This window comes from Nostoc sp. C117, from assembly GCF_043099735.1.
Classification (GTDB): Bacteria; Cyanobacteriota; Cyanobacteriia; order Cyanobacteriales; family Nostocaceae; genus Nostoc.
In genome coordinates, this window is sequence record NZ_CP170991.1 from 7,847,969 (window position 1) to 7,868,769 (window position 20,801).

The 20,801-nt window shown below is 39.5% G+C and carries 15 protein-coding genes; 13 read left to right on the top strand and 2 right to left on the bottom strand.

Features of this window, described 5'->3' with window-relative positions; genetic code table 11:
- The first annotated feature begins 12 nt into the window (after positions 1-12).
- The 5 genes from ACFG4S_RS33585 (at position 13) to ACFG4S_RS33605 (ending at position 8,135) form a co-directional block, all read left to right on the top strand.
- A complete protein-coding gene (locus ACFG4S_RS33585) occupies positions 13-243 on the top strand; it encodes a NifU family protein (RefSeq protein ID WP_069069965.1) in 231 nt (76 codons plus the stop codon).
- Between the two features lie 183 nt (positions 244-426).
- Positions 427-2,661: a glycoside hydrolase gene (locus ACFG4S_RS33590; protein ID WP_392533158.1), complete on the top strand. Its 2,235-nt coding sequence runs from the start codon at positions 427-429 to the stop codon at positions 2,659-2,661.
- Positions 2,662-3,488: 827 nt separating this feature from the next.
- On the top strand, positions 3,489-4,589 hold the full coding sequence (locus ACFG4S_RS33595) for a protein kinase (protein WP_392533159.1): 1,101 nt from the start codon (positions 3,489-3,491) through the stop codon (positions 4,587-4,589).
- Positions 4,590-5,211: 622 nt separating this feature from the next.
- The gene (locus ACFG4S_RS33600) at positions 5,212-7,248 is read left to right on the top strand and encodes a protein kinase (RefSeq protein ID WP_392533160.1); all 2,037 of its coding nucleotides are present in this window, start codon (positions 5,212-5,214) and stop codon (positions 7,246-7,248) included.
- Positions 7,249-7,487: 239 nt separating this feature from the next.
- Complete coding sequence (locus ACFG4S_RS33605) at positions 7,488-8,135, top strand: hypothetical protein (protein WP_392533161.1); 648 nt, start codon at positions 7,488-7,490, stop codon at positions 8,133-8,135.
- 111 nt (positions 8,136-8,246) lie between these two features.
- Here the strand turns inward: ACFG4S_RS33605 and ACFG4S_RS33610 are convergent, their stop codons facing one another.
- Complete coding sequence (locus ACFG4S_RS33610; protein ID WP_392533162.1) at positions 8,247-9,404, bottom strand: peptidase; 1,158 nt, start codon at positions 9,402-9,404, stop codon at positions 8,247-8,249.
- A gap of 477 nt (positions 9,405-9,881) precedes the next feature.
- Here ACFG4S_RS33610 and ACFG4S_RS33615 point away from each other — a divergent pair, with 477 nt between their 5' ends.
- The 4 genes from ACFG4S_RS33615 to ACFG4S_RS33630 all read left to right on the top strand — a co-directional run bounded on the left by ACFG4S_RS33615 (position 9,882) and on the right by ACFG4S_RS33630 (position 15,762).
- Positions 9,882-11,945 carry a protein kinase gene (locus ACFG4S_RS33615; RefSeq protein WP_392533163.1) on the top strand — a complete coding sequence of 688 codons (2,064 nt, stop codon included), beginning with the start codon at positions 9,882-9,884 and terminating at the stop codon, positions 11,943-11,945.
- Between the two features lie 303 nt (positions 11,946-12,248).
- On the top strand, positions 12,249-13,505 hold the full coding sequence (locus ACFG4S_RS33620) for an O-antigen ligase family protein (RefSeq protein ID WP_392533164.1): 1,257 nt from the start codon (positions 12,249-12,251) through the stop codon (positions 13,503-13,505).
- A 17-nt stretch (positions 13,506-13,522) separates the two neighbouring features.
- Positions 13,523-14,692: a glycosyltransferase gene (locus tag ACFG4S_RS33625; protein ID WP_392533165.1), complete on the top strand. Its 1,170-nt coding sequence runs from the start codon at positions 13,523-13,525 to the stop codon at positions 14,690-14,692.
- Between the two features lie 572 nt (positions 14,693-15,264).
- The gene (locus tag ACFG4S_RS33630) at positions 15,265-15,762 is read left to right on the top strand and encodes a hypothetical protein (protein ID WP_392533166.1); all 498 of its coding nucleotides are present in this window, start codon (positions 15,265-15,267) and stop codon (positions 15,760-15,762) included.
- Between the two features lie 43 nt (positions 15,763-15,805).
- On the opposite strand, the gene ACFG4S_RS33635 is transcribed toward ACFG4S_RS33630, so the two are convergent.
- Positions 15,806-15,982, bottom strand: a complete 177-nt coding sequence (locus ACFG4S_RS33635) for a hypothetical protein (protein WP_392533167.1) — start codon at positions 15,980-15,982, stop codon at positions 15,806-15,808.
- Between the two features lie 106 nt (positions 15,983-16,088).
- Here ACFG4S_RS33635 and ACFG4S_RS33640 point away from each other — a divergent pair, with 106 nt between their 5' ends.
- The 4 genes from ACFG4S_RS33640 (at position 16,089) to ACFG4S_RS33655 (ending at position 20,785) form a co-directional block, all read left to right on the top strand.
- Positions 16,089-17,783 (top strand): ABC-F family ATP-binding cassette domain-containing protein, encoded by a 1,695-nt coding sequence (locus tag ACFG4S_RS33640; RefSeq protein ID WP_392533168.1) that lies wholly within the window; start codon positions 16,089-16,091, stop codon positions 17,781-17,783.
- A gap of 222 nt (positions 17,784-18,005) precedes the next feature.
- Entirely contained in the window at positions 18,006-19,604 is a 1,599-nt protein-coding gene (gene gpmI, locus ACFG4S_RS33645; RefSeq protein ID WP_392533169.1) for a 2,3-bisphosphoglycerate-independent phosphoglycerate mutase, read from the top strand.
- A gap of 118 nt (positions 19,605-19,722) precedes the next feature.
- Complete coding sequence (gene secG / locus ACFG4S_RS33650) at positions 19,723-19,956, top strand: preprotein translocase subunit SecG (protein ID WP_392533170.1); 234 nt, start codon at positions 19,723-19,725, stop codon at positions 19,954-19,956.
- Positions 19,957-19,966: 10 nt separating this feature from the next.
- The gene (locus ACFG4S_RS33655) at positions 19,967-20,785 is read left to right on the top strand and encodes a peptidase (protein WP_392533171.1); all 819 of its coding nucleotides are present in this window, start codon (positions 19,967-19,969) and stop codon (positions 20,783-20,785) included.
- The last annotated feature ends 16 nt before the right edge of the window (positions 20,786-20,801 follow it).

Sequence of the window (20,801 nt, forward strand, 5' to 3'; positions counted from 1 at the left end):
CAGGTCTAAACTATGGAACTCACAATTGACAACGTTGAAACAGTTTTAGATGAAATGCGCCCTTATCTTATGTCTGATGGCGGCAACGTGGAACTCGTCGAACTCGATGGGCCTATTGTCAAACTGCGGTTACAGGGTGCCTGTGGTTCTTGTCCCAGTTCTGCAATGACCCTGAGAATGGGTATTGAGCGCCGCCTAAAGGAAATGATTCCCGAAATTGCAGAAATTGAGCAAGTAGTCTAGAACTGTGCATTGGGGACACTTCTCTGTGAGAGGCTGAGCCAACGACAAGCTCAGTACATCGTTGGGGACTGGGGATAAGAGGTAATGGGGACTGGGGAAGAATGGATTTTTTCATTCATAATTTATCATTAATACCTAACCCCTAATTTGTAACTCCCAATCCCTAATCCCTAATCACTCGCTATGTCCCATCCTCTCTACATCGCTTTTATCTGGCATCAACATCAGCCGCTGTACAAGTCCCCTGGCAGCGGCATTTCGCTATCTCCTAGTCAGCAGTACCGCTTACCTTGGGTACGCTTGCATGGGACTAAAGATTATTTGGATTTGGTATTACTTCTAGAGCAGTATCCTAAGTTACACCAAACGGTTAATTTAGTACCATCGTTGATATTGCAACTGGAAGATTATATTGCTGGCACTGCTTTTGACCCTTACCTTACAGCCAGCTTGACACCGGATGAACAAATCACCCAGCAACAGCGGGAATTTATTATCCAACACTTTTTCGATGCCAATCACCACACTCTGATTGACCCTCATCCCCGCTATGCCGAGTTGTACCAGCAAAGACAGGAAAAAGGGCAAGCTTGGTGTTTAGCAAATTGGGAATTGCCAGATTATGGTGATTTGCTAGCTTGGCACAATTTGGCTTGGATCGATCCGCTGTTTTGGGATGATCCAGCAATTGCTACTTGGTTAAAACAGGGTCGGAATTTTACTTTAAGCGATCGCCAGCGCATTTATTCCAAACAGCGAGAAATTCTCAGCCGCATTATCCCCCAACACCGGAAAATGCAGGAATCAGGACAGCTAGAAGTTACCACCACGCCCTACACTCACCCAATTTTACCATTGTTAGCTGATACTAATTCCGGTCGAGTAGCTGTGCCAAATATGACACTGCCGAAGCAGCGCTTTCAGTGGGCAGAAGATATTCCCCGCCACTTACAGAAAGCTTGGAAGTTTTATCAAGACCGCTTTGGACAGATACCTCGCGGTTTGTGGCCTTCGGAACAGTCAGTAAGTCCGGCAGTACTTCCACACATTATTAACCAAGGATTTAAGTGGATATGCTCAGATGAAGCCGTCTTAGGGTGGACGCTGAGACACTTTTTTCATCGGGATGGGGCGGGGAATGTGCAGCAACCAGAACTATTGTACCGACCCTATCGCCTCCAAACCGCAGAGGGTGATTTGTCCATTGTGTTTCGTGACCACAGATTATCAGATTTGATTGGCTTTACCTACAGCGCCATGCCAGCAAAAAAGGCAGCTGCGGATTTAGTGGGACATTTACAAGCGATCGCTAAAATGCAAAGAGATAGCCAAAGTGACCAACCTTGGCTAGTTACCATCGCTTTAGATGGCGAGAATTGCTGGGAATTTTATCCCCAAGACGGCAAACCTTTCTTAGAAGCTTTATATCAAAGCTTAAGCGATGAACCTCATCTCAAACTCGTCACTGTCTCCGAATTTCTCGAAGAATTTCCAGCCACAGCCACCATCCCTGGAGGACAACTACATAGCGGTTCTTGGGTAGATGGCAGCTTCACCACTTGGATCGGCGATCCTGCCAAAAATCGGGCTTGGGATTACTTGACACAAGCCAGGGAAATGCTCGCAAGTCATCCCGAAGCTACGGAAGAAAACAATCCAGAAGCCTGGGAAGCATTGTATGCTGCAGAGGGTTCTGACTGGTTCTGGTGGTTTGGTGCAGGACACTCCTCAAATCAAGATGCCATCTTCGATCAGCTGTTTCGAGAACATTTATTTGGCATTTACAAGGCATTAAATGAACCCGTTCCGCCGTATCTCAAGCAACCAGTCGAAGTCCACGAAGCACAGGCAAACCACACTCCACAAGGATTTATTCATCCTGTCATTGATGGTAAAGGTGATGAACAAGATTGGGATAAAGCGGGACGCATAGAAATAGGCGGGGCGCGGGGGACAATGCACAATAGCAGCGTCATCCAGCGACTTTGGTATGGAGTCGATCACCTAAATTTCTACGTGCGGTTGGACTTTAAAACTGGTGCTACACCAGGGCACGATTTGCCGACAGAGTTAAATTTGCTGTGGTTCTATCCAGAAAAAACAATGGTCAACAGCCCAGTTCCTTTAGCAGATTTACCAGATGCAGCCCCACTTAATTACCTTTTCCACCATCTTCTAGAAGTTAACTTGCTAACGCAATCGATTCAATTTCGGGAAGCTGGAGACAATTATCAATGGCAACCTCGTTTCAGTCGCGCTCAAGTAGCAATAAATAGTTGTTTAGAGTTGGCAGTACCTTGGGCAGATTTGCAAGTTCCCCCAGATTATACCCTGCGCCTGATTTTGGTGCTTGCAGATGAAGGACGTTTTTGCAACTATTTGCCAGAAAATGTTTTGATTCCCATTGAAGTGCCTTAGAAATCAATGATAATTACTAATTCGTAATTTGTAATTAAACTGATACCTAGCTAAGAGACTTCCAAGTAAAAAAATATCCAATTCTTTCTTGTGGGGTCGGCGTCTCGCCATTGGTGTCAAGTTAAGCTCAAACTTACTATGTCAATAAGCATTTAGGCTGAAAAATTCGGTTTGAAAGGGACAAAAAACGAACTTTTTCAGGGACTATTAATGCTTTGTTTATTAGCATCACTCCCAACTTGCGTATAAAAGTCAGAAAAAAGTTCACCTTTATACTTCGTTCCTCACAAAACCTATCGTTGACAAATGGGTTTTAACCTTAAGTTGACATCAATGGCGTCTCGCCCGCCTTCGGCTATAGGCGGGTAAGATACCCACCCCACAAGAATAGATAATTTATTTCTTGGTAATTCCTAAGCTGAGTATTCGCACCCCTATGGAAAAGCAAGCTACACACAGTATCAGACTACAGCTCGTCCCTCTATGGATTATTACAGTTCAGAATAAGCAACAAAACTCCCATGTTGTATGCGATTTATCGCGTCTTCTGTAGACCAATTATCTATACTAATAACCCTTAAGCCAAGCGTGTTGTGTTATGGGTAGGATTTAGACCCCGCCCATAACGTAGTTACAAATTATTATGAATTGTTAATACAGTTTTACTCTTTCTTGTCAATCCGTAATGTTTACATAAATTTATTTTTGTTTTTTGAATTTTTCATTAGGAGAGTAATGATGATTTAGCAAAGATCTAGTAATGTTACTGATGCCAAAGAATATTTGTCGTAGAATTAAAAACACTTCAGAGCAGATATTCTCTACTAATGGATCGCTTTTCTCACAAAATTACGGATTCTGACGATCGCCTTTCCCAACAGATTCAGCTTGGTCAAATGTCTAATTTCAAGCGGTTAATTGGCGATCGCTATAAAATACTCCAAGTTTTGGGTAGAGGTGGTTTTGGCATCACATTTTTAGCCAAAAATATCTTATTGCCAGGGAATTCCTTGTGTGTAATTAAACAGCTTTGTCCAAAAGTGACTAGTCCCCAAAGTTGGCAAAGGGCATGTATGCACTTTGAAAAAGAAGCAAAAACCTTGGCTAAACTTGGTAGTCATTCTCAAATTCCTATGTTGTTAGACTACTTTCAGGTAAATCAGGAGTTTTATTTAGTTCAAGAATACGTAAAGAGTTCGACTTTAGCGCGAGAAGTTCGGCAAACTGGAACTAAAAGTGAAGCCTCAGTGAAACAGTTTTTACAAGAATTCTTACCAGTATTACAGTATCTTCATCAACATCGGGTGATTCATCGGGATATTAAACCCCAAAATTTATTACGGCGTGAGGATGATGGGCGAATAGTGCTAATAGATTTCGGTGCAGTCAAAGAACAATTAATTGATGCTTGTGAAAACTCAATTAATTTATCTGCAAACACCAATTTTATCGGGACTCTAGGATTTGCGCCACCAGAACAGTTTTCTCTACGTCCAGTTTATGCCAGTGATATTTATGCATTGGGTGTAACTTGTATTTATATGTTGACCGCTAAAAGTCCTTTAGAATTTGACCAAGACCCAAATACTGGTGAAATCGCTTGGCAAAAAGAGGTAAATATTAGCGATAGTTTTGCCAAAATTTTAGGAAAAATGGTGAAATTTTCTTTACAAGATCGCTTTAAAACTGCGGACGAAGTCATAAAAGCTTTAAATGAGGTAAATTATTTGTCTAATTTAGCTAACTGTCTAACTATCCAAAAATTGAAAAATAAAAGTATTAAACAACACGAAATTGAACATCAGGAAATTACACATAACAAAATTAGACAACCTGAAATTACACAACAGGAAAATTCTGATGTATACCTGCCACCTTTAGTCAGAACTGCTACTGCCATTCGGAAATGGAGAGGAAGAATAAAATAAACAAGGTCGCATAGTTAAGTCGATCGAGTATCAAATAAATATTAATCATGAAATATTGAAAATACAAAAAACTAAATTAGTAAGTATTGTGACTAAGTTTTCTAGTCCGTAATGGTTAATTAATCGGGGTTAATCTTTAATACTTAGTCACTTGTTGATTGCTAATATACAAGAAAAATTACTAAGGCTAACACTTATGAAAAAAATTCTATTCAGATTATTATATAATCGAAAGAATAATTAATCCTATGGCTCTCGTAGTTTTCCTCATCTGTGGAAAACTAACTAAGCTAATGCGCTAAACAGCACATTTTTTCGTGTTACCGCAACGTTTTCCACAGGAGAAGACTGTTATTAGGTATTGGCATGGGGCATAGGGCATTGGCATTGGTTATTCACAAATGACAAATGACCAATGACCAATGACAAATGACAAGTTCACGACTAAACATGCTATTTAAATGCGTCAAAGCTTACTATTTACAAACGCTAACCGATACAAGTAATTCCCCTAATCCCCAGAACAGGGTTTTTCTACCACAAGTAAGCGAGAGCTAATTTTTTCAGGGAAAATACGGGGCAAACTTAGCCTAAGTTGTCATGCAGTCGCGCCTGTCAGATCATGATCTGCTGCTTAAATCCCGATTGCCCAAATCCCCTGAATCCCAATGGAAAGAAGTTTTGCCAAAGTTGTAGCACTCCACTGGTGTCACTTTTAAGAAATCGCTTCCGTGTCATCCGAGTCCTTTCAGATGAAGGGGGATTTGGGAGAACCTATCTATCAGAAGATGTAGATAAACTCAATGAACGCTGTGTAATTAAGCAATTAGCTCCAAAATTCCAAGGAACTTGGTCGCAAAAAAAGGCGATGGAGTTGTTTGCTGAAGAAGCGCAGCGATTACAAGACCTTGGAGAACATCCCCAAATTCCGACTCTCCTAGCTTACTTTGAGCAGGACGGCTGTCTATATTTGGTGCAGCAGTATATCAATGGGGAAAATTTATTAAAGGAGTTACAACAGCGCAAAACATATAATCCTAGGGAAATTCAAGCTATTTTGCTAGATTTACTGCCCATCCTGAAATTTATCCACGATCGCCAAATTATTCATCGAGATATCAAGCCAGAAAATATTATCCGGCATAAAAGTGATGGGCGATTAAGTCTGATTGATTTTGGTTCCTCAAAGCAATTTACAGCCAGAGTTCAAAATAAATCTGGCACATCTATTGGTTCACATGGTTATTCGCCTCTAGAACAAATTAGAGATGGTAAAGCTTTCCCCGCCAGCGATCTGTTCGGTTTAGGGGCTACCTGCTTTCATTTGCTAACGGGAAATTCCCCGTTTCAGTTGTGGATGGAATCTGGGTATGCTTGGGTGAGTAATTGGCGGCAATATTTACGGAGTCCATTAAATCCTGAATTGGATTTTGTCATGGACAAGCTTTTGAAAAAAGACATTCAAGAACGTTACCAATCAGCCGATGAAGTTCTTAGAGACTTGACTCCAAAACAACTACTTGCATTACCACCAGCAGGTAAGTCATCTGGAAAAATACCACCAACTAAAGCATCATATTTACCAAAAAGTTATCCTCTACTAAGAATTTTAATCTTGGTAAGTGCTTTGATTCTGTTGTTTGGATTCAGCGAATCTTGGTATAAATATTTTCGCCGGATTCAAACCAGTTTGTCTTCTAGGTTAATTCAGCACCATAGTCCTGGTCAAAATGATGCAGTTTTGAGTCAGTCGCTAAAGATTTCCTTCGACAAAGTTTCATTGGCTAATACCCTTCAAGGACACGAAAACTCGGTTTTATCTGTCGCCATCAGCCCTGATGGCAAAACCATTGCCAGTAGTGGCGACGATCGCAAAATTAAACTTTGGAATTTAGCAACAGGAAAACTAATCTCTTCACTCAATACTTATGCTCAGCAGGTGAATACCGTGGTGATTAGCCCAGATGGCAAAATTCTGGTGAGTGGTGGTGATGACAACAACATCAAAATCTGGAATTTGGCAACAGGAAAACAAATTCGGACACTAGTAGGGCATTCTGACTCAATTCATGCCCTAGCCATCAGCCTTGATAGCCAAACCTTAGTTAGTGGTAGTGATGATAACACCATCAAAATCTGGGATTTAGCAACAGGAGAGCAAATTCGTACTCTTACAGGGCATACATTCTGGGTGCGATCGGTAGCCATGAACGAAGATGGTGCGATCCTTGCCAGTGGCAGTTTTGACAAGACCATCAAAATCTGGAATCTGGTAAAAGGATACTCAATCCGCACACTCGAAGGAAATTCTCAAACAGTAACAACCGTGGCTATTAGTCCAGATGGTAAAACTTTAGCTAGTGGTAGCCGCGATCGCACTATCAAACTCTGGAATTTAGCTACCGGAAGAGAAATTCGTACTCTTACAGGGCATAGCAACACTGTCACAACCGTAGCTTTCAGTGCTGATGGTAAAATTTTAGCTAGTGGTAGCCGCGATCGCACCATCAAACTTTGGAATCCAGCCACAGGAGAGGAAATTGTCACATTGGCGGGGCACACTAACACCGTGACATCCGTTACCTTCAGCCCTGATAACAAAACCCTTGTCAGCGCTAGCGAGGACAATACTATTAAAATTTGGCGGTTGTCTGAGTAAGTGAGAACTGGAGCAATCAATAAGTAGAACGACGTAAATAAAGCGAAATCGTGGCGATCGTCATTTATAAGAGTTTAAGTGTATTTACGTTTCGTAATCTAGTTTGGTTTATTCTTGCCGACTTACTTCCGGTTCACATAAGCCTAAAATCCTGGTGTAAAGACGGGATTTATCGCATCTTTAAATATTGATATTCCAGCGATCCTATCTGTGGTGTGGTTCGTACAAAATAAAAAATCATGAATAAATATAGGATTTTAAAACCCGATCAAAGTTACACTTTTAGTCAATACTTTTTGTTGCCTAATCCAACAATAGACGTACTAGCTGAGTTTGATTACAGCTACGATCGCACAGAATTAGAATTACCAAAATACTTTGGTGAACTGAGCTATTTAGAATTTTTACAAAATTATTTGCGGCGCAATATAAAGCTTTTTAATCCCAGCGCTGAGATATCAATAAGGGAATTTTTAATTGCACCGATATTTGCTGAAATATGCGCTCAAACGAAGGCTAAACTATATAGTGAGTATCCAATTCATGTTAATGAAAAACTCAAAGGTACTTTTGATTATTACTTACATCAATCTAACTCTCTATTAGTGATTGAAGCCAAACAATCAGATATTAGAAGAGGATTTACACAGCTAGCAGTAGAATTAATAGCTCTAGATCAATCCCTAGATAATCAATCAGGTATTTTATATGGAGCAGTTACCAACGGAGATGATTGGAAATTTGGTATACTTCATAGAGAAAATAAGCAGGTTACAGAAGATATTAAACTTTATCGAGTTCCTGAAGGTTTAGAAGATTTAGTACGAGTACTAGTAGGCATCCTTTCATCTGAGGATTTAGAGGCGATGCCTACAACGTTAAACTAAGTATTGCTCTCAGTTGTGTCAGGAAATAATATCAGCAATTTCCGAAATTTTTGCTACAAATATTTTGATAGCCGAAGTTTCGTGGAATCGTCTTGAGTAAATTAAATTTCCTTAGAAGATAGTCAATCTATATTTACCATTTTCCTGTGGATTCTTGGAAGTAACAACTATATAGTAAGTGTCATCTTCAGGTAACCTAGCTCGGTCAATTAAAGCAGTATAGAGACCATTTTTGTCTTTGTCTTTATCTATAGCGATCGTCTGTCCATGCGAATTTAGCAAAGCTATGTAAGGAGAAAACTCTTCATCAACACTATCTACACGAATACTTACAAGCTGATTTTTTTTACCTTGAAAATTAGAAACATTGTAAGCACCTCCATTTTGTTTTAAGGTTGAACTTTTAGCACTGAGTTGACCTGATTCATCTAAGGTATAGCTAGCTCTATCATTTCTAAGAGCTAAACTATAGCGACCTACCTCACCAGGATCTTGGCTAGTAACTGCAATCTTGTAAGTACCGTTCACAGGCAATCGTGCAAAAATGAATGCATCATCGCCATCACTGCTTTTATCCAAAGTACCTTTTTTGACAATGATATTATTATCAGGATCGTGCAGAAACAACAAGGGTTTTAAACTCAAGTTATTTGTTCTGCGTGTATCATTGCTGCCAACAAGCCTAATTTGTACTAATTGATTTTCTCTACCTTGAAACTGGTAGAAATGAAAATATCTACCTTGAGATTGAAAGTCATTTTTACTCAGAATACCCAATGCAACATCGACAAAGTTAATTTCTTTATAAGTAGGTGTTTGTGAATTTTCGGTATTTTGGTTGTTAACTGTAGCTACGTTAGAACTTGGCTTACGAATTCTCCCTGAGCCAACATTAGAACGATTAGTGTTTGAGTTAGAAGCTCTACGTCTAGACGATCTAGAACTAGAGGTATTATTGGAAACATTAGAGGATCGCTCGGAATTGTCTGAGTTCGCTAATGTCCGACGAGTCTGTATTGGTGACTCAATAGATGGCTTCCGTCTTGGAGATACTGAAACTTGAGGAGCAGGAATTTGCTCAATTCCTTTCTCTACTGCTTCTGGTTGTCTCTCATCTGGTGATTTGGCAATCAAAAAGTCTTGATAATTTTGAGGTTTTCCTAAAGCATCGATAGGCAGTACATTAACCCCGATCGCCAAACTACTACTCAAGCAGTAAATTAAAATCTGATTGAATTTGCGACGATAGTTATTGTTTTCTACTAGCATAATTATGCTCCTAATTTTGCCGACATTTTTGTATTAAGATGATGGATTAATTTAACTTACTGTTTTTCACTCAGGAAATAAATTTAAATTATTTGGAATAGTAAATTGAAATTTAGTATCTTGATTCTTTAACTATTCTGAATCGTGAGGTTTTACTATGTTTTCACGTAGAGCTACAAACTGTAATTCCTGCTTTTCGGATTTTTACCGATATATTTTGCCACAGTTAGCCAAATGCTGTTGGACTAATAAATAGAGAATGGATACATAATATACATATCGAAATCACGCCAGTCAATTAATCAAAAGGCATAACTAAACAGTACAACTTTTTCTTAAGTTATTTAAATTGTTCAATACCTGATGAGGTAAGTAAATTGGCGATTTGTATCGTATCTCAGTGAGATTGACTAACAAGAGAGATTATACTGCATGACTTAAGATGAATATATACCCCCAATGAAATGGATTCCCAGTATGCTCTGTTGCGTGAATCCCGATTGCCAAAAACCTCTAAATTCTGATAAAAACAACTATTGTCACAGTTGTGAAGCGGAATTGATACCCCTAGTGGGAGGTCGCTATCGTCCCACTCGGGTGTTGTCAGATGAGGGCGGATTTGGCAGAACCTATCTGGCAGAAGATGTACATAAACTAAATGAATGCTGCGTTGTCAAGCAATTTGCACCAAAAGTTCAAGGAACTGGCCCGCTCACAAAGGCCGTTGAACTATTTAAACAAGAAGCGAGCCGACTTCAACAACTAGCCGAACATCCCCAAATTCCCACTTTATTGGCTTATTTTGAGCAAAATAACTATTTATTTTTGGTACAGGAGTTTATTGATGGGCAAAACTTGCTGAAAGAATGGGAGATGCGGGGAAGCTATAACGAAAGAGAGATTCGGGAACTTTTACTAGATTTACTCCCCGTGCTGAAGTTTATCCATGTACGCGGAGTAATTCACCGAGATATCAAACCACAAAATATTATTCGCCGTCAAAGCGATCGGCGATTAGTGTTAATCGATTTTGGAGCCTCCAAGCAGCTAACAGTAACAGTGCAAACTAAAATTGGCACTGTCATTGGCTCACACGGCTACACAGCGCTTGAACAAATGCAAGATGGCAAAGCTTACCCAGCCAGTGATTTATTTAGTTTGGGGGCGACTTGCTTTCACCTGCTGACCGGGGTTCGCCCCTCTCAACTGTGGATACAGCAGGGTTATGGTTGGGTTGCATCTTGGCAGCAATATTTGAACAGTCCAGGTAAAGACGGAGGTTCTCTGTCTGTAGAATTGGGTGAAGTTTTGGATAAGCTGTTGCAATTAGATATCCAAAAGCGTTACCAATCCACTGATGAAGTCATCGCTGACTTGACATCTCAGCTACCACCATTATCATCAATCCCCCCAACTCTACTTACACCAACATTTACAGCTACTTCAGCAAACACTAAGCTAGCTTTACCAAAACCAAATAATAAGCTCAAAACTCAACTGATTTTAGGTACTAGTCTTTTGGTGTTGGGATTGGGGGGGGGAGTTTGGTATTTCCAAACTCGTCCTAATGCAATAAGCGAGTTTTCTGAGCCGATTTCTCAGCCTGTCACTTCCCAAAAAAATGTCCTGGAAAGTTCTTATCTAACCAAATCTCTCAAAGGGCATTCTAGCGATGTGAATTCGGTAGCTTTCAGTCCTGATGGCAAAATCCTTGGTAGTGCTAGTGATGACAAGACAATCAAGCTATGGAATCTGGCTACTAAAGAGGAAATCCGCACTCTCGAAGGACATTCCAATTGGATTTGGACTATAGCCTTCAGTCCTGATAGCAAGATCCTCGCCAGTGGAGGTGCAGACAAGACAATCAAACTGTGGAATGTAGAAACAGGAAAGTTAATTCGCACTCTCAAAGGACATACTGACGGAGTTACTTCCGTAGCTTTCAGTCCTGATAGCAAAATCCTTGCCAGTGGGAGTGCTAGTAAGGATAGAAAAATCAAACTCTGGGATTTGGAGACAGGGAAGTTAATTCGTACCTTGGAAGGACATACCAATGGTGTTCAATCTGTAGTCTTCAGTCCTGATGGCAAAACCCTTGCTAGTGGGAGTTGGGACAAAACAATTAAACTGTGGAATCTAAAGACTGGAAACTTAATCCGCACCCTCAACGGAAATGGTGGGTCAGTTCTTTCAGTTGCTTTTGCTCCCGATGGCAAAACCCTAGCCAGTGGGAATAACGACAAGACAATTAAATTGTGGAATCTGGAGACAGGAAAATTAATTCATACCTTAAAGGGACATAATGATAAGGTTAATTCTGTCGTATTTTTGCCCAGCACTACTCTAAATAATCTCACTCTTATCAGTGGCAGTAGTGATAAGACTATCAAAATGTGGAATCCGTTAACAGGAGAAAAAATCCGCACTTTAGAGACGGGTTCTGGATATATTTATGCCGTTGCTATCAGCCCAGATGGACAAACTATTGCTGGCGGTGGAAGTGGTGAAAATATTCTCAAAATTTGGCAAGTAACTCACTAAAAAGTCCTGAGAGTAAATTTTTAGTTTGATATCCGTGAGTAACTGTCTTGTGATAATATCCTCCACAGGGTTGAAAATTATCGATCAAAAAAATATCAAAAAACCTATTCTTATCTACAATTTGGCTTACAATTTAGGTTTTGTGTTGTCAAAAAATTAAATATCTTCAAGAAAAACGTGTGTGTTCTATTGAGGAACATAGCTTATTTCGAGCAGCTTAAGCAATCTTATGACGGATTTTTTGGCTTTCACTGTAATGAAAGCTAACAGATTATTATATTTTAAATTATTAACTACAAAATTATGCTTAATTTTATCCAAAAATCACTTTCAAATAATAAATTTATGATTAATATATTTTTCCTACTCATACTATTTTCTTCGCTCTTAGGGCGAATTAAATTTCCTGGAATCAATATTGGTATTCATTATTTACTACTTCCTGCATTCAGCTTTGGTATAATTAGTTTGTCTTTAAAAGATACGGTACAAATTATCAAAAAAAATAAAACTATTTTGATATCTCTGAGTATATTGTATTTATGGATGTGGGTATCATCATTAGTTAGTCAATTTCCAAATACCGCCATTACTTACACTATTAAGTACTCTACTTATTTTATAATATTTTCTTCTTTTCTATTCTTAACTTATGGAAAATTCAAAACATCATCTTTAATATTTTACTATCGTTCTATATTGTACTTACTACAGATAATTGCGGTTTTTGGTTTTTTAGAAGCTTTAGTTCCCAATCATTGGATTTTTGAGTTACTAAAATTCCCCAGCTTTTATCCTCAAATTGGTTCAATCATGCAAAATCCTAATCAGTTTGGGGTAATAATGAGCATTGGATTATGTTTAAGTCTGATTTTAGAAAAACAAAAAAATATTTCCGAAATTGAATTATATATAAGTGAATTTCTTTTTTTAACTTCTCTAGCATTTTCTGCCAGTAGAAATTCTTGGTTAATTTTTATCTTTGGTATAATTCTTTTATTGATATATAAAATTATTAATGTAAAAAAAATGATTATTATAATTAGCTTATGGTTTTTATGTATTATATCTATCCCAGTATCTACATATAGAATTGGTTTGGGGGATAGTAAAATATTTCCATTAATTAATTTATTTTTACCAAATCCGAGTGATATAGTACTTCCTAGTCCTGTAGGAACAGCTTTGTCAAGGTTTGCTCTTTGGCAAGCTGCTATTATTGAAACTATTAAAAGACCAATTACTGGTATAGGTGTAGGAGTTTTTGCAGAACATATAGGAGTGAAAGTTTTTGGAGTGAAAGGTTTTCATGCACATAACATATTTTTAAATGTGTTAGTAGAACAAGGAGTGACTGGATTATTGATATTCACTAATTTTTTATTACAAATCGCTTCTAAAGTTAAATATGCTAATCCCGTGACTATCGTTCCGATTATGATGTTTTTAGCTTCTCAAATGCCAGATTTTTTTGTTGAAGATTATACTTTTACAACCATTGAGTTTTATTTTCTGGCAGCAGCTATAAATTCTCGAAAAGATTTTGTCATGCAAGAATAGAGATTAAATTAATTACAATGTTTAGAACAGATACAATCAATAACTCTCATTTTCACTTAATATTTCCCAATATGTTTGGTTTTAAGGGAGGTATTCAAGTTTACTCAACATTTTTGCTGAAAGCATTACAAGATTTATATCCTGAAGCTATCTATGATGTGTTTCTGAAATATGATAAGCACAATTTAAAAAAGCCCCAAGGCTCGGAATTTTTAAATTCAACAAGATTTCATTACTTTGGACATTTACCAAGATTGTTGCAAACTATTTTATTTGCTACCAAAATAATTATTTTAGCTACTTTCCAACGTCCTAACGTAGTCATATCAACCCATGTTAACTATGCTACTGCTTGTTATTTTCTCAAACTGATAACTGGGATTCCTTACTGGGTAGTTGCTCATGGCTTAGAAGTTTGGGATATTGAAAATAATGTTACAAAATTAGCATTACAAAAAGCAGATAAAGTTATTAGTGTTAGTAATTATACTCGCCTACGCTTGCTTCAAGAAATAAATATTGATTCCGAAAAAATAGTTATTTTACCTAATACCTTTGATGCCAATCAATTTCAAATAAAGCCTAAACCTACATACTTGCTCAAACGATATAACTTAAGAGATGAGCAGCCTGTAATTCTCACAGTCACACGCATGGGACGTATGGCAAAATATAAGGGTTATGACCAAATTATTCATGCTTTAATTAAAGTACGTTTGTATATCCCTAATGTTCACTTTATTCTTGCAGGTAAGGGAGATGATTTACCTCGAATTAAAGCTTTAGTTAATAGCTTAAATCTACAAGATTGTATTACTATTGCTGGATTTGTGCCAGATGAAGAATTGTGCGCTCATTACAATCTGTGTGATGTTTTTGCTATGCCTAGTAAAGGTGAAGGATTTGGGATTGTTTATCTAGAAGCTTTAGCTTGTGGAAAACCAGTGTTAGCTGGGAATCAAGATGGTTCTATAGATCCATTGGCTGAGGGAAAACTGGGATGCTTAGTTGACCCTGATAATGTAGAAGAAATTGCTGATTGTCTGATTGAAATTCTGCAAGGCGATTGCTCTAATCCAGTAGTTTACCAAGCAGAATACTTGCAACAAAAAACGATTGAAGCCTATGAGTTTAGCCAGTTTCGTACAAGTTTAGCAAAGTTATTTGGCTTGGTAGGAACTAGGTAATAGGCAATAGAAACTAAGGCTTTTTGAATTGTATTGAGTTTTTGTATGCAATCAATACTTCTCACTTAAGCGCAAAATGGGAAAGACAAAACCTTTAACTCTTAACCTTTACTCAAAAGCCGATTCCGAATTAAAAATACTTAATCAGTTTTATATTATTTAAACAAAAGCAATGCTTTTTCAATTATCATAATAATATCAAACGTTCTTCTGAGAACTCTTTAGTCACTTGGAGGTCGGCAGAGCGATCGCTAACTTTTAGTTGAGTTTGAGCTTCGAGTGCAAATACATAGTGACTACACAAACATAGGGATAGCTTCCTTGCAGCTTAGTTTCCATAGCCATACTTCATATAGATCCCGTGGTTAAAGCTTTGAATCTGAGCCACTGATTTCCAGTCTCAAGACAATTTGCCAAAGTTTAAGATCCTTGGAAAAAACTTCTCCTGACAACAAATTGCAGTGATTCTAACAATTGAAATGTTTAGATATCTTACCAAAATATAACCACTGGCAGTTAAGGAATAAATGGTTTTAAAATGGGGAAATCTTAAATGATTTAGAGGGGTATCTATGTCGCTACGCAATGAGCCTTTAGATTGGCAATTGGAAGCAAACGAGCCTTATATACCAGTTTACTATAAAGGTGATTTGGTCGGATTTTTTAAACCAGAATATGCTATTGAAGTTATTAAGTTTTTAAATGAAGAAGATGTTTTAAAGAAAGCACTAAAAATGGCTTGTACTGATTTAATTAAAAAAATGGGTGGTGATACGAATAAAGTCTATTATTTAATGGAAAAATATATAAAAACTAATGAGCGTCCGAAGCATGGAACCAGAGCGATCGCTGTTTTACTTAGGGACAGACAAAAGGAACTTGACTTGAGTAACCAGGAGTTTGCTAAATTCTGCGATACCTTTAAATTGTCGCCCACAGAACTGAATAATATTTATGCCGGACAAGCGTTTGATGATAGTTTGTTAGCACCCCTTACACGGATATTAGGCATAACAAAAGAGCGCTTGCTACAAGTGCGGGATGGTTCTGGAGAACAAAGTAATACATGAAAAGCAAATCAAATTTTTCAAGCCAAGAAGGTGCTGAACAATTTTAGCTTAAAGGTAAACTAAAAGCAGTACCAACAATATTGGCAATAGGGTTGACTGTTGAACAAGTAGCAGAGACCTTAGATTTGAGTGCTGAAGAAGTCAGACAAATAACACCAATACAGCTTTGATAGTAATGCAGTAAGTTTTCTGCGTGACTCAAGCCAAATTTAGTTTGCATAACCCTAGACTTTTTCACGAAGAATTTATAGTTAATTTTTGTTAATATTGGAAGCGGTATTAGTACTTCGTCCTCAACCACCCACTCCCTACCTGAGAGAAACTTAATGCTGCGACTAGAACATATAAGTAAAATTTATCCCACAGGCGAAGTTCTCAAAGATATCAACTGGGAAGTTAAACCAGGCGATCGCATTGGCTTAGTCGGCGTCAACGGCGCGGGAAAATCCACCCAATTGAAAATCATCTCTGGGGAAATCGAACCTACTGCTGGCGAAATCATCCGTCCTAATAGTTTACACATAGCCTATCTCAATCAAGAGTTTGAAGTAGACCCCACTCGCACCGTTAGAGAAGAATTTTGGACTGTCTTCAAAGAAGCCAACGAAGTACAGTTATTTCTGACGCACGTGCCACGAGAGATGGAAACGGCTACTCCAGAGGAACTAGATCGACTGATTGACAAGTTGGATCGCTTGCAGCGCAAATTTGAAGCCTTGGATGGGTACAACTTAGATGCACGCATCGGGAAAATTTTACCAGAGATGGGGTTTGGGCTAGAAGATGGCGATCGCCTCGTCAGTGCCTTTAGTGGTGGTTGGCAAATGCGGATGAGTTTAGGTAAAATTCTGCTGCAAAAACCCGACTTGTTGCTGCTGGATGAACCGACTAACCATCTAGATTTAGAAACCATTGAGTGGTTAGAAAATTACCTCAGAGGACTAATTACGCCGATGGTAATAGTCTCCCATGACCGGGAGTTCCTTGACCGCCTCTGCACCCAAATTGTGGAAACCGAACGTGGCGTTTCTAGTACCTACCTTGGTAACTACTCAGCATATTTGGAACAAAAAGCCGAAAGTCAATCAGCACAGCTTAGTGCTTACGAACGCCAGCAGAAAGAATTAGAAAAGCAGCAAACATTTGTAGATAGATTTCGCGCCAGTGCTACCCGTAGTACCCAGGCGAAAAGCCGGGAAAAGCAACTCGATAAAATCGAGCGCATTGAAGCACCAATTGCTGGGGTAAGAACTCTACATTTTCGTTTTCCCCCCGCACCACGCAGTGGACGTGAGGTAGTAGAAATTAAAGATTTAACTCATCTTTATGGTGAGAAAATCCTGTTTTTGTCAGCAAATCTCTTAATTGAAAGGGGCGATCGCATTGCTTTTCTTGGTCCCAATGGTGCTGGGAAATCTACCCTTCTGCGCGTCATTATGGGTATGGAACCACCCACTGAAGGTATCGTTCAATTAGGCGACCACAACGTTATTCCCGGTTACTTTGAGCAAAATCAAGCAGAAGCTTTGGACTTGAAGAAAACTGTTATGGAAACTATCCATGATGAAGTTCCCGATTGGGATAATCAAGAAGTCCGCACGCTTTTGGGACGCTTCTTATTTACTGGTGATACAGTATTTAAGGCAGTTGGAGCATTAAGTGGAGGAGAAAAAGCTCGTCTGGCGTTGGCAAAAATGCTCTTACGTCCTGCTAACTTACTAATATTAGATGAGCCGACAAACCACCTAGATATTCCAGCTAAAGAAATGCTGGAAGAAGCGCTGAAAAATTATGATGGTACGGCAATTGTAGTTTCCCACGATCGCTACTTTATTTCTCAAGTAGCAAACAAAATCGTCGAAATCCGTGATGGTGAATTCCGCGTTTACTTAGGAGATTATCATTACTATCTCGAAAAAATAGCTGAAGAAAAAGAACAGGCAAAGTTAGCCGCAATAGAAGCCGACAAAGCAGCAAAAAAAGCTGCTAAAGCTGCTAAAGCTTCCACAAAAAGGAAATGATAAAGTAGAAAATGCCTTAGTAGTAGCGTTTTCCCGCTACTACTAAGTAATCACTTTCGATCGGCGTTTCAAAATATCACAGAAAAATTACTAAAAATTTAAAAAATATTTCAAAAAACTGCAATTCCTTCATAAAATAAGTTAATAAGCAAAAATTCACTTGCGGCGTGGATTAGCAGTGGTATCATTCGGGTATTACAAAAAGTAAAGGGCAATTTTACTATGACCAAAGCACCTGTTGCTCCTGTGGTGCTAGTCATTTTAGACGGATGGGGCTACTGCGAGGAAACGCGAGGAAACGCCATTACTGCTGCTAAAACTCCTATAGTAGACAGTTTATGGGCCGCTTACCCCCATACCCTCATTCACACATCAGGAAAAGCCGTAGGGTTGCCAGAGGGTCAAATGGGCAACTCGGAAGTTGGTCATTTGAACATTGGTGCTGGGCGAGTTGTACCGCAAGAACTGGTACGCATCTCTGATGCGGTCGAAGACGGTTCTATTACTTCAAACCCAGCACTCGTCAAAATTTGCCAGGAAGTTCGTTCTCGGAATAGCAAACTGCATCTAGTCGGGCTTTGTTCTGAGGGAGGAGTACATTCGCATATCACCCATTTATTCGGACTACTTGACTTAGCCAAAGACCAGCAAATTCCAGACGTTTGTATTCACGCCATCACTGATGGCCGTGACACCGCCCCAACTGACGGTGTAAAAGCAATCAGATTGCTGCAAGATTATCTAGATCGCACAGGAATTGGGCGTATAGTCACCCTCAGCGGTCGCTACTACGCGATGGATCGCGATCACCGCTGGGATCGAGTCAAACGCGCCTATAATGTGATGACCCGAAATGAAGTGGGCGATCATCGCAAGGCTGTAGAAGTCTTGCAAGCATCTTACGCCGAAGGGGTAAAAGATGAATTTGTCAACCCAATCCGAATTGCTCCCGGTGCAATAGAACCAGGGGATGGGGTGATATTTTTCAACTTCCGCCCCGATCGCGCCAGACAATTGACTCAGGCCTTTGTCAGTTCAAAATTTGACGGTTTTGAAAGAGAGCAAATCACACCGCTATCTTTTGTCACCTTTACGCAGTATGATTCAGATTTACCCGTGGCTGTAGCTTTTGAGCCGCAGAATCTAAGTAACATTCTGGGAGAAGTCATAGCCAATCACAGTCTGAATCAATTCCGCACTGCCGAAACAGAAAAATATGCCCATGTCACCTATTTCTTTAATGGGGGCTTGGAGGAACCTTTTCCTGGAGAAGACCGAGAACTAGTAAGCAGCCCAATGGTAGCGACTTACGACCATGCCCCAGCGATGTCAGCAGCAGCAGTTACAGATGTGGCGATCGCTGCGATTCAAAAGGGTTTGTATTCTTTAGTTGTGATTAATTATGCTAACCCAGACATGGTAGGGCATACAGGTCAAATCGACGCTACCATTACAGCCATTGAAACAGTAGATCGCTGCTTGGGTCGCCTACTAGAGAGCGTTATCAAAGCCGGCGGGACAACAATTATTACTGCCGATCATGGCAACGCTGAGTATATGCTAGATGAGGGGGGTAATCCTTGGACAGCCCACACGACTAATCCAGTCCCCTTCATCTTGGTGGAAGGAGAAAAAGTCAAAATCCCTGGATATGGTACAAATGTCGAACTGCGAAACGATGGCAAGCTATCCGACATCGCTCCCACAATTCTAGAGATTTTACAGCTGCCTCAGCCACCAGAAATGACAGGGCGATCGCTCCTAAAAACAGCAGAATATGACCTGCAACGCACTCGTACCCCCGTGCAAGTAGGGCTATGAAAGAGTTCTGAGATGCGATTAATCGCATCTGTACAAGAGTTAGGAGTTTTTAGTGAACTCCTAACTCTTGAATTCTGACTCGTGTTTTTTAAAACTTCTTATAAATGAGATTGCTACCATGACAATTACTAATATTGTGCAAGGCATTTGGGCATTTTCTGCCACTGGTCTAATTATCTTAGTTTTGCTGCATAGCCCCAAAGGTGATGGCATTGGAGCCATTGGCGGACAAGCTCAGCTATTTAGCAGCACCAAAAGCGCAGAAAACACTTTAAACCGAGTTACTTGGGCGTTGACAGTCATTTTTCTTGGTTTAACAGTAGTTTTAAGTGCTGGTTGGCTGCCTAAATAAGGATAGGTAAATGGGGAGAAGAATCCAACACCCGATACTTAGCACCTTAATAAATTTAATTTCCCGACGGTTCATTACAGCTCTTGCCTTGTTTCTTGGCACAGGGCTGTTAATCATTTTTACTCATCTACAGTCGAGTGATGGGTTTACAATAATACCAAAATATGCATCTTCAGACTTAATAATCTCTCTTCCCACCTCCTTACCTTCCCCAAAACCCCATCCCCTACCGCCCACGCTTGTACAGTGGCAAGATAGTACCAACAGTGGTGACTACTTTTCCCAAGTCACAACAACTGAAGTAGGTTATTTAGTCTGGTCAAAATTTCCCGTTCGGGTTTACGTAGAAACACCAAAATTCATTAGCGAAAAACAAGCTCAAACATGGGTTAACAGTGTCTTACAGGCTGTGCAGGAGTGGAGTAATTATTTACCTTTAACAGTAGTAGAACAGCCTGAAGTTGCCGATATTAAGATTGTGCGAAAAGCGCCACCTCTACAAATTTCCCCTGGTAGCAATATACCTCGTGCGCGATCGGCACAAACTACTTACGAGCTATACACCACCAATAATGTTTTATCCCACCACTTCACCATATTGCTAAGTCCCAGTCAAACAGGTGAGTATCTGATTGCAGCTACCCGCCACGAGTTCGGTCACGCTTTGGGAATTTGGGGTCATAGTCCGCGACAAACTGATGCGCTATATTTTTCTCAAGTTCGTAACCCACCGCCTATTTCTGTTAGGGATGTCAATACTTTAAAGCGGGTTTATGAACAGCCAACTACTTTGGGATGGTCTTTAGTAGATAATTCAAATATAAATTGATCAAAAGGTAGAGTAT

Bases quoted from the DNA above. Each gene is read 5' to 3' on its own strand.
- ACFG4S_RS33585 (WP_069069965.1), top strand. From the start codon at position 13: ATGGAACTCACAATTGACAACGTTGAAACAGTTTTAGATGAAATGCGC.
- ACFG4S_RS33590 (WP_392533158.1), top strand. From the start codon at position 427: ATGTCCCATCCTCTCTACATCGCTTTTATCTGGCATCAACATCAGCCG.
- ACFG4S_RS33595 (WP_392533159.1), top strand. From the start codon at position 3,489: ATGGATCGCTTTTCTCACAAAATTACGGATTCTGACGATCGCCTTTCC.
- ACFG4S_RS33600 (WP_392533160.1), top strand. From the start codon at position 5,212: ATGATCTGCTGCTTAAATCCCGATTGCCCAAATCCCCTGAATCCCAAT.
- ACFG4S_RS33605 (WP_392533161.1), top strand. From the start codon at position 7,488: ATGAATAAATATAGGATTTTAAAACCCGATCAAAGTTACACTTTTAGT.
- ACFG4S_RS33610 (WP_392533162.1), bottom strand. From the start codon at position 9,404: ATGCTAGTAGAAAACAATAACTATCGTCGCAAATTCAATCAGATTTTA.
- ACFG4S_RS33615 (WP_392533163.1), top strand. From the start codon at position 9,882: ATGCTCTGTTGCGTGAATCCCGATTGCCAAAAACCTCTAAATTCTGAT.
- ACFG4S_RS33620 (WP_392533164.1), top strand. From the start codon at position 12,249: ATGCTTAATTTTATCCAAAAATCACTTTCAAATAATAAATTTATGATT.
- ACFG4S_RS33625 (WP_392533165.1), top strand. From the start codon at position 13,523: ATGTTTAGAACAGATACAATCAATAACTCTCATTTTCACTTAATATTT.
- ACFG4S_RS33630 (WP_392533166.1), top strand. From the start codon at position 15,265: ATGTCGCTACGCAATGAGCCTTTAGATTGGCAATTGGAAGCAAACGAG.
- ACFG4S_RS33635 (WP_392533167.1), bottom strand. From the start codon at position 15,982: ATGCAAACTAAATTTGGCTTGAGTCACGCAGAAAACTTACTGCATTAC.
- ACFG4S_RS33640 (WP_392533168.1), top strand. From the start codon at position 16,089: ATGCTGCGACTAGAACATATAAGTAAAATTTATCCCACAGGCGAAGTT.
- gpmI (WP_392533169.1), top strand. From the start codon at position 18,006: ATGACCAAAGCACCTGTTGCTCCTGTGGTGCTAGTCATTTTAGACGGA.
- secG (WP_392533170.1), top strand. From the start codon at position 19,723: ATGACAATTACTAATATTGTGCAAGGCATTTGGGCATTTTCTGCCACT.
- ACFG4S_RS33655 (WP_392533171.1), top strand. From the start codon at position 19,967: ATGGGGAGAAGAATCCAACACCCGATACTTAGCACCTTAATAAATTTA.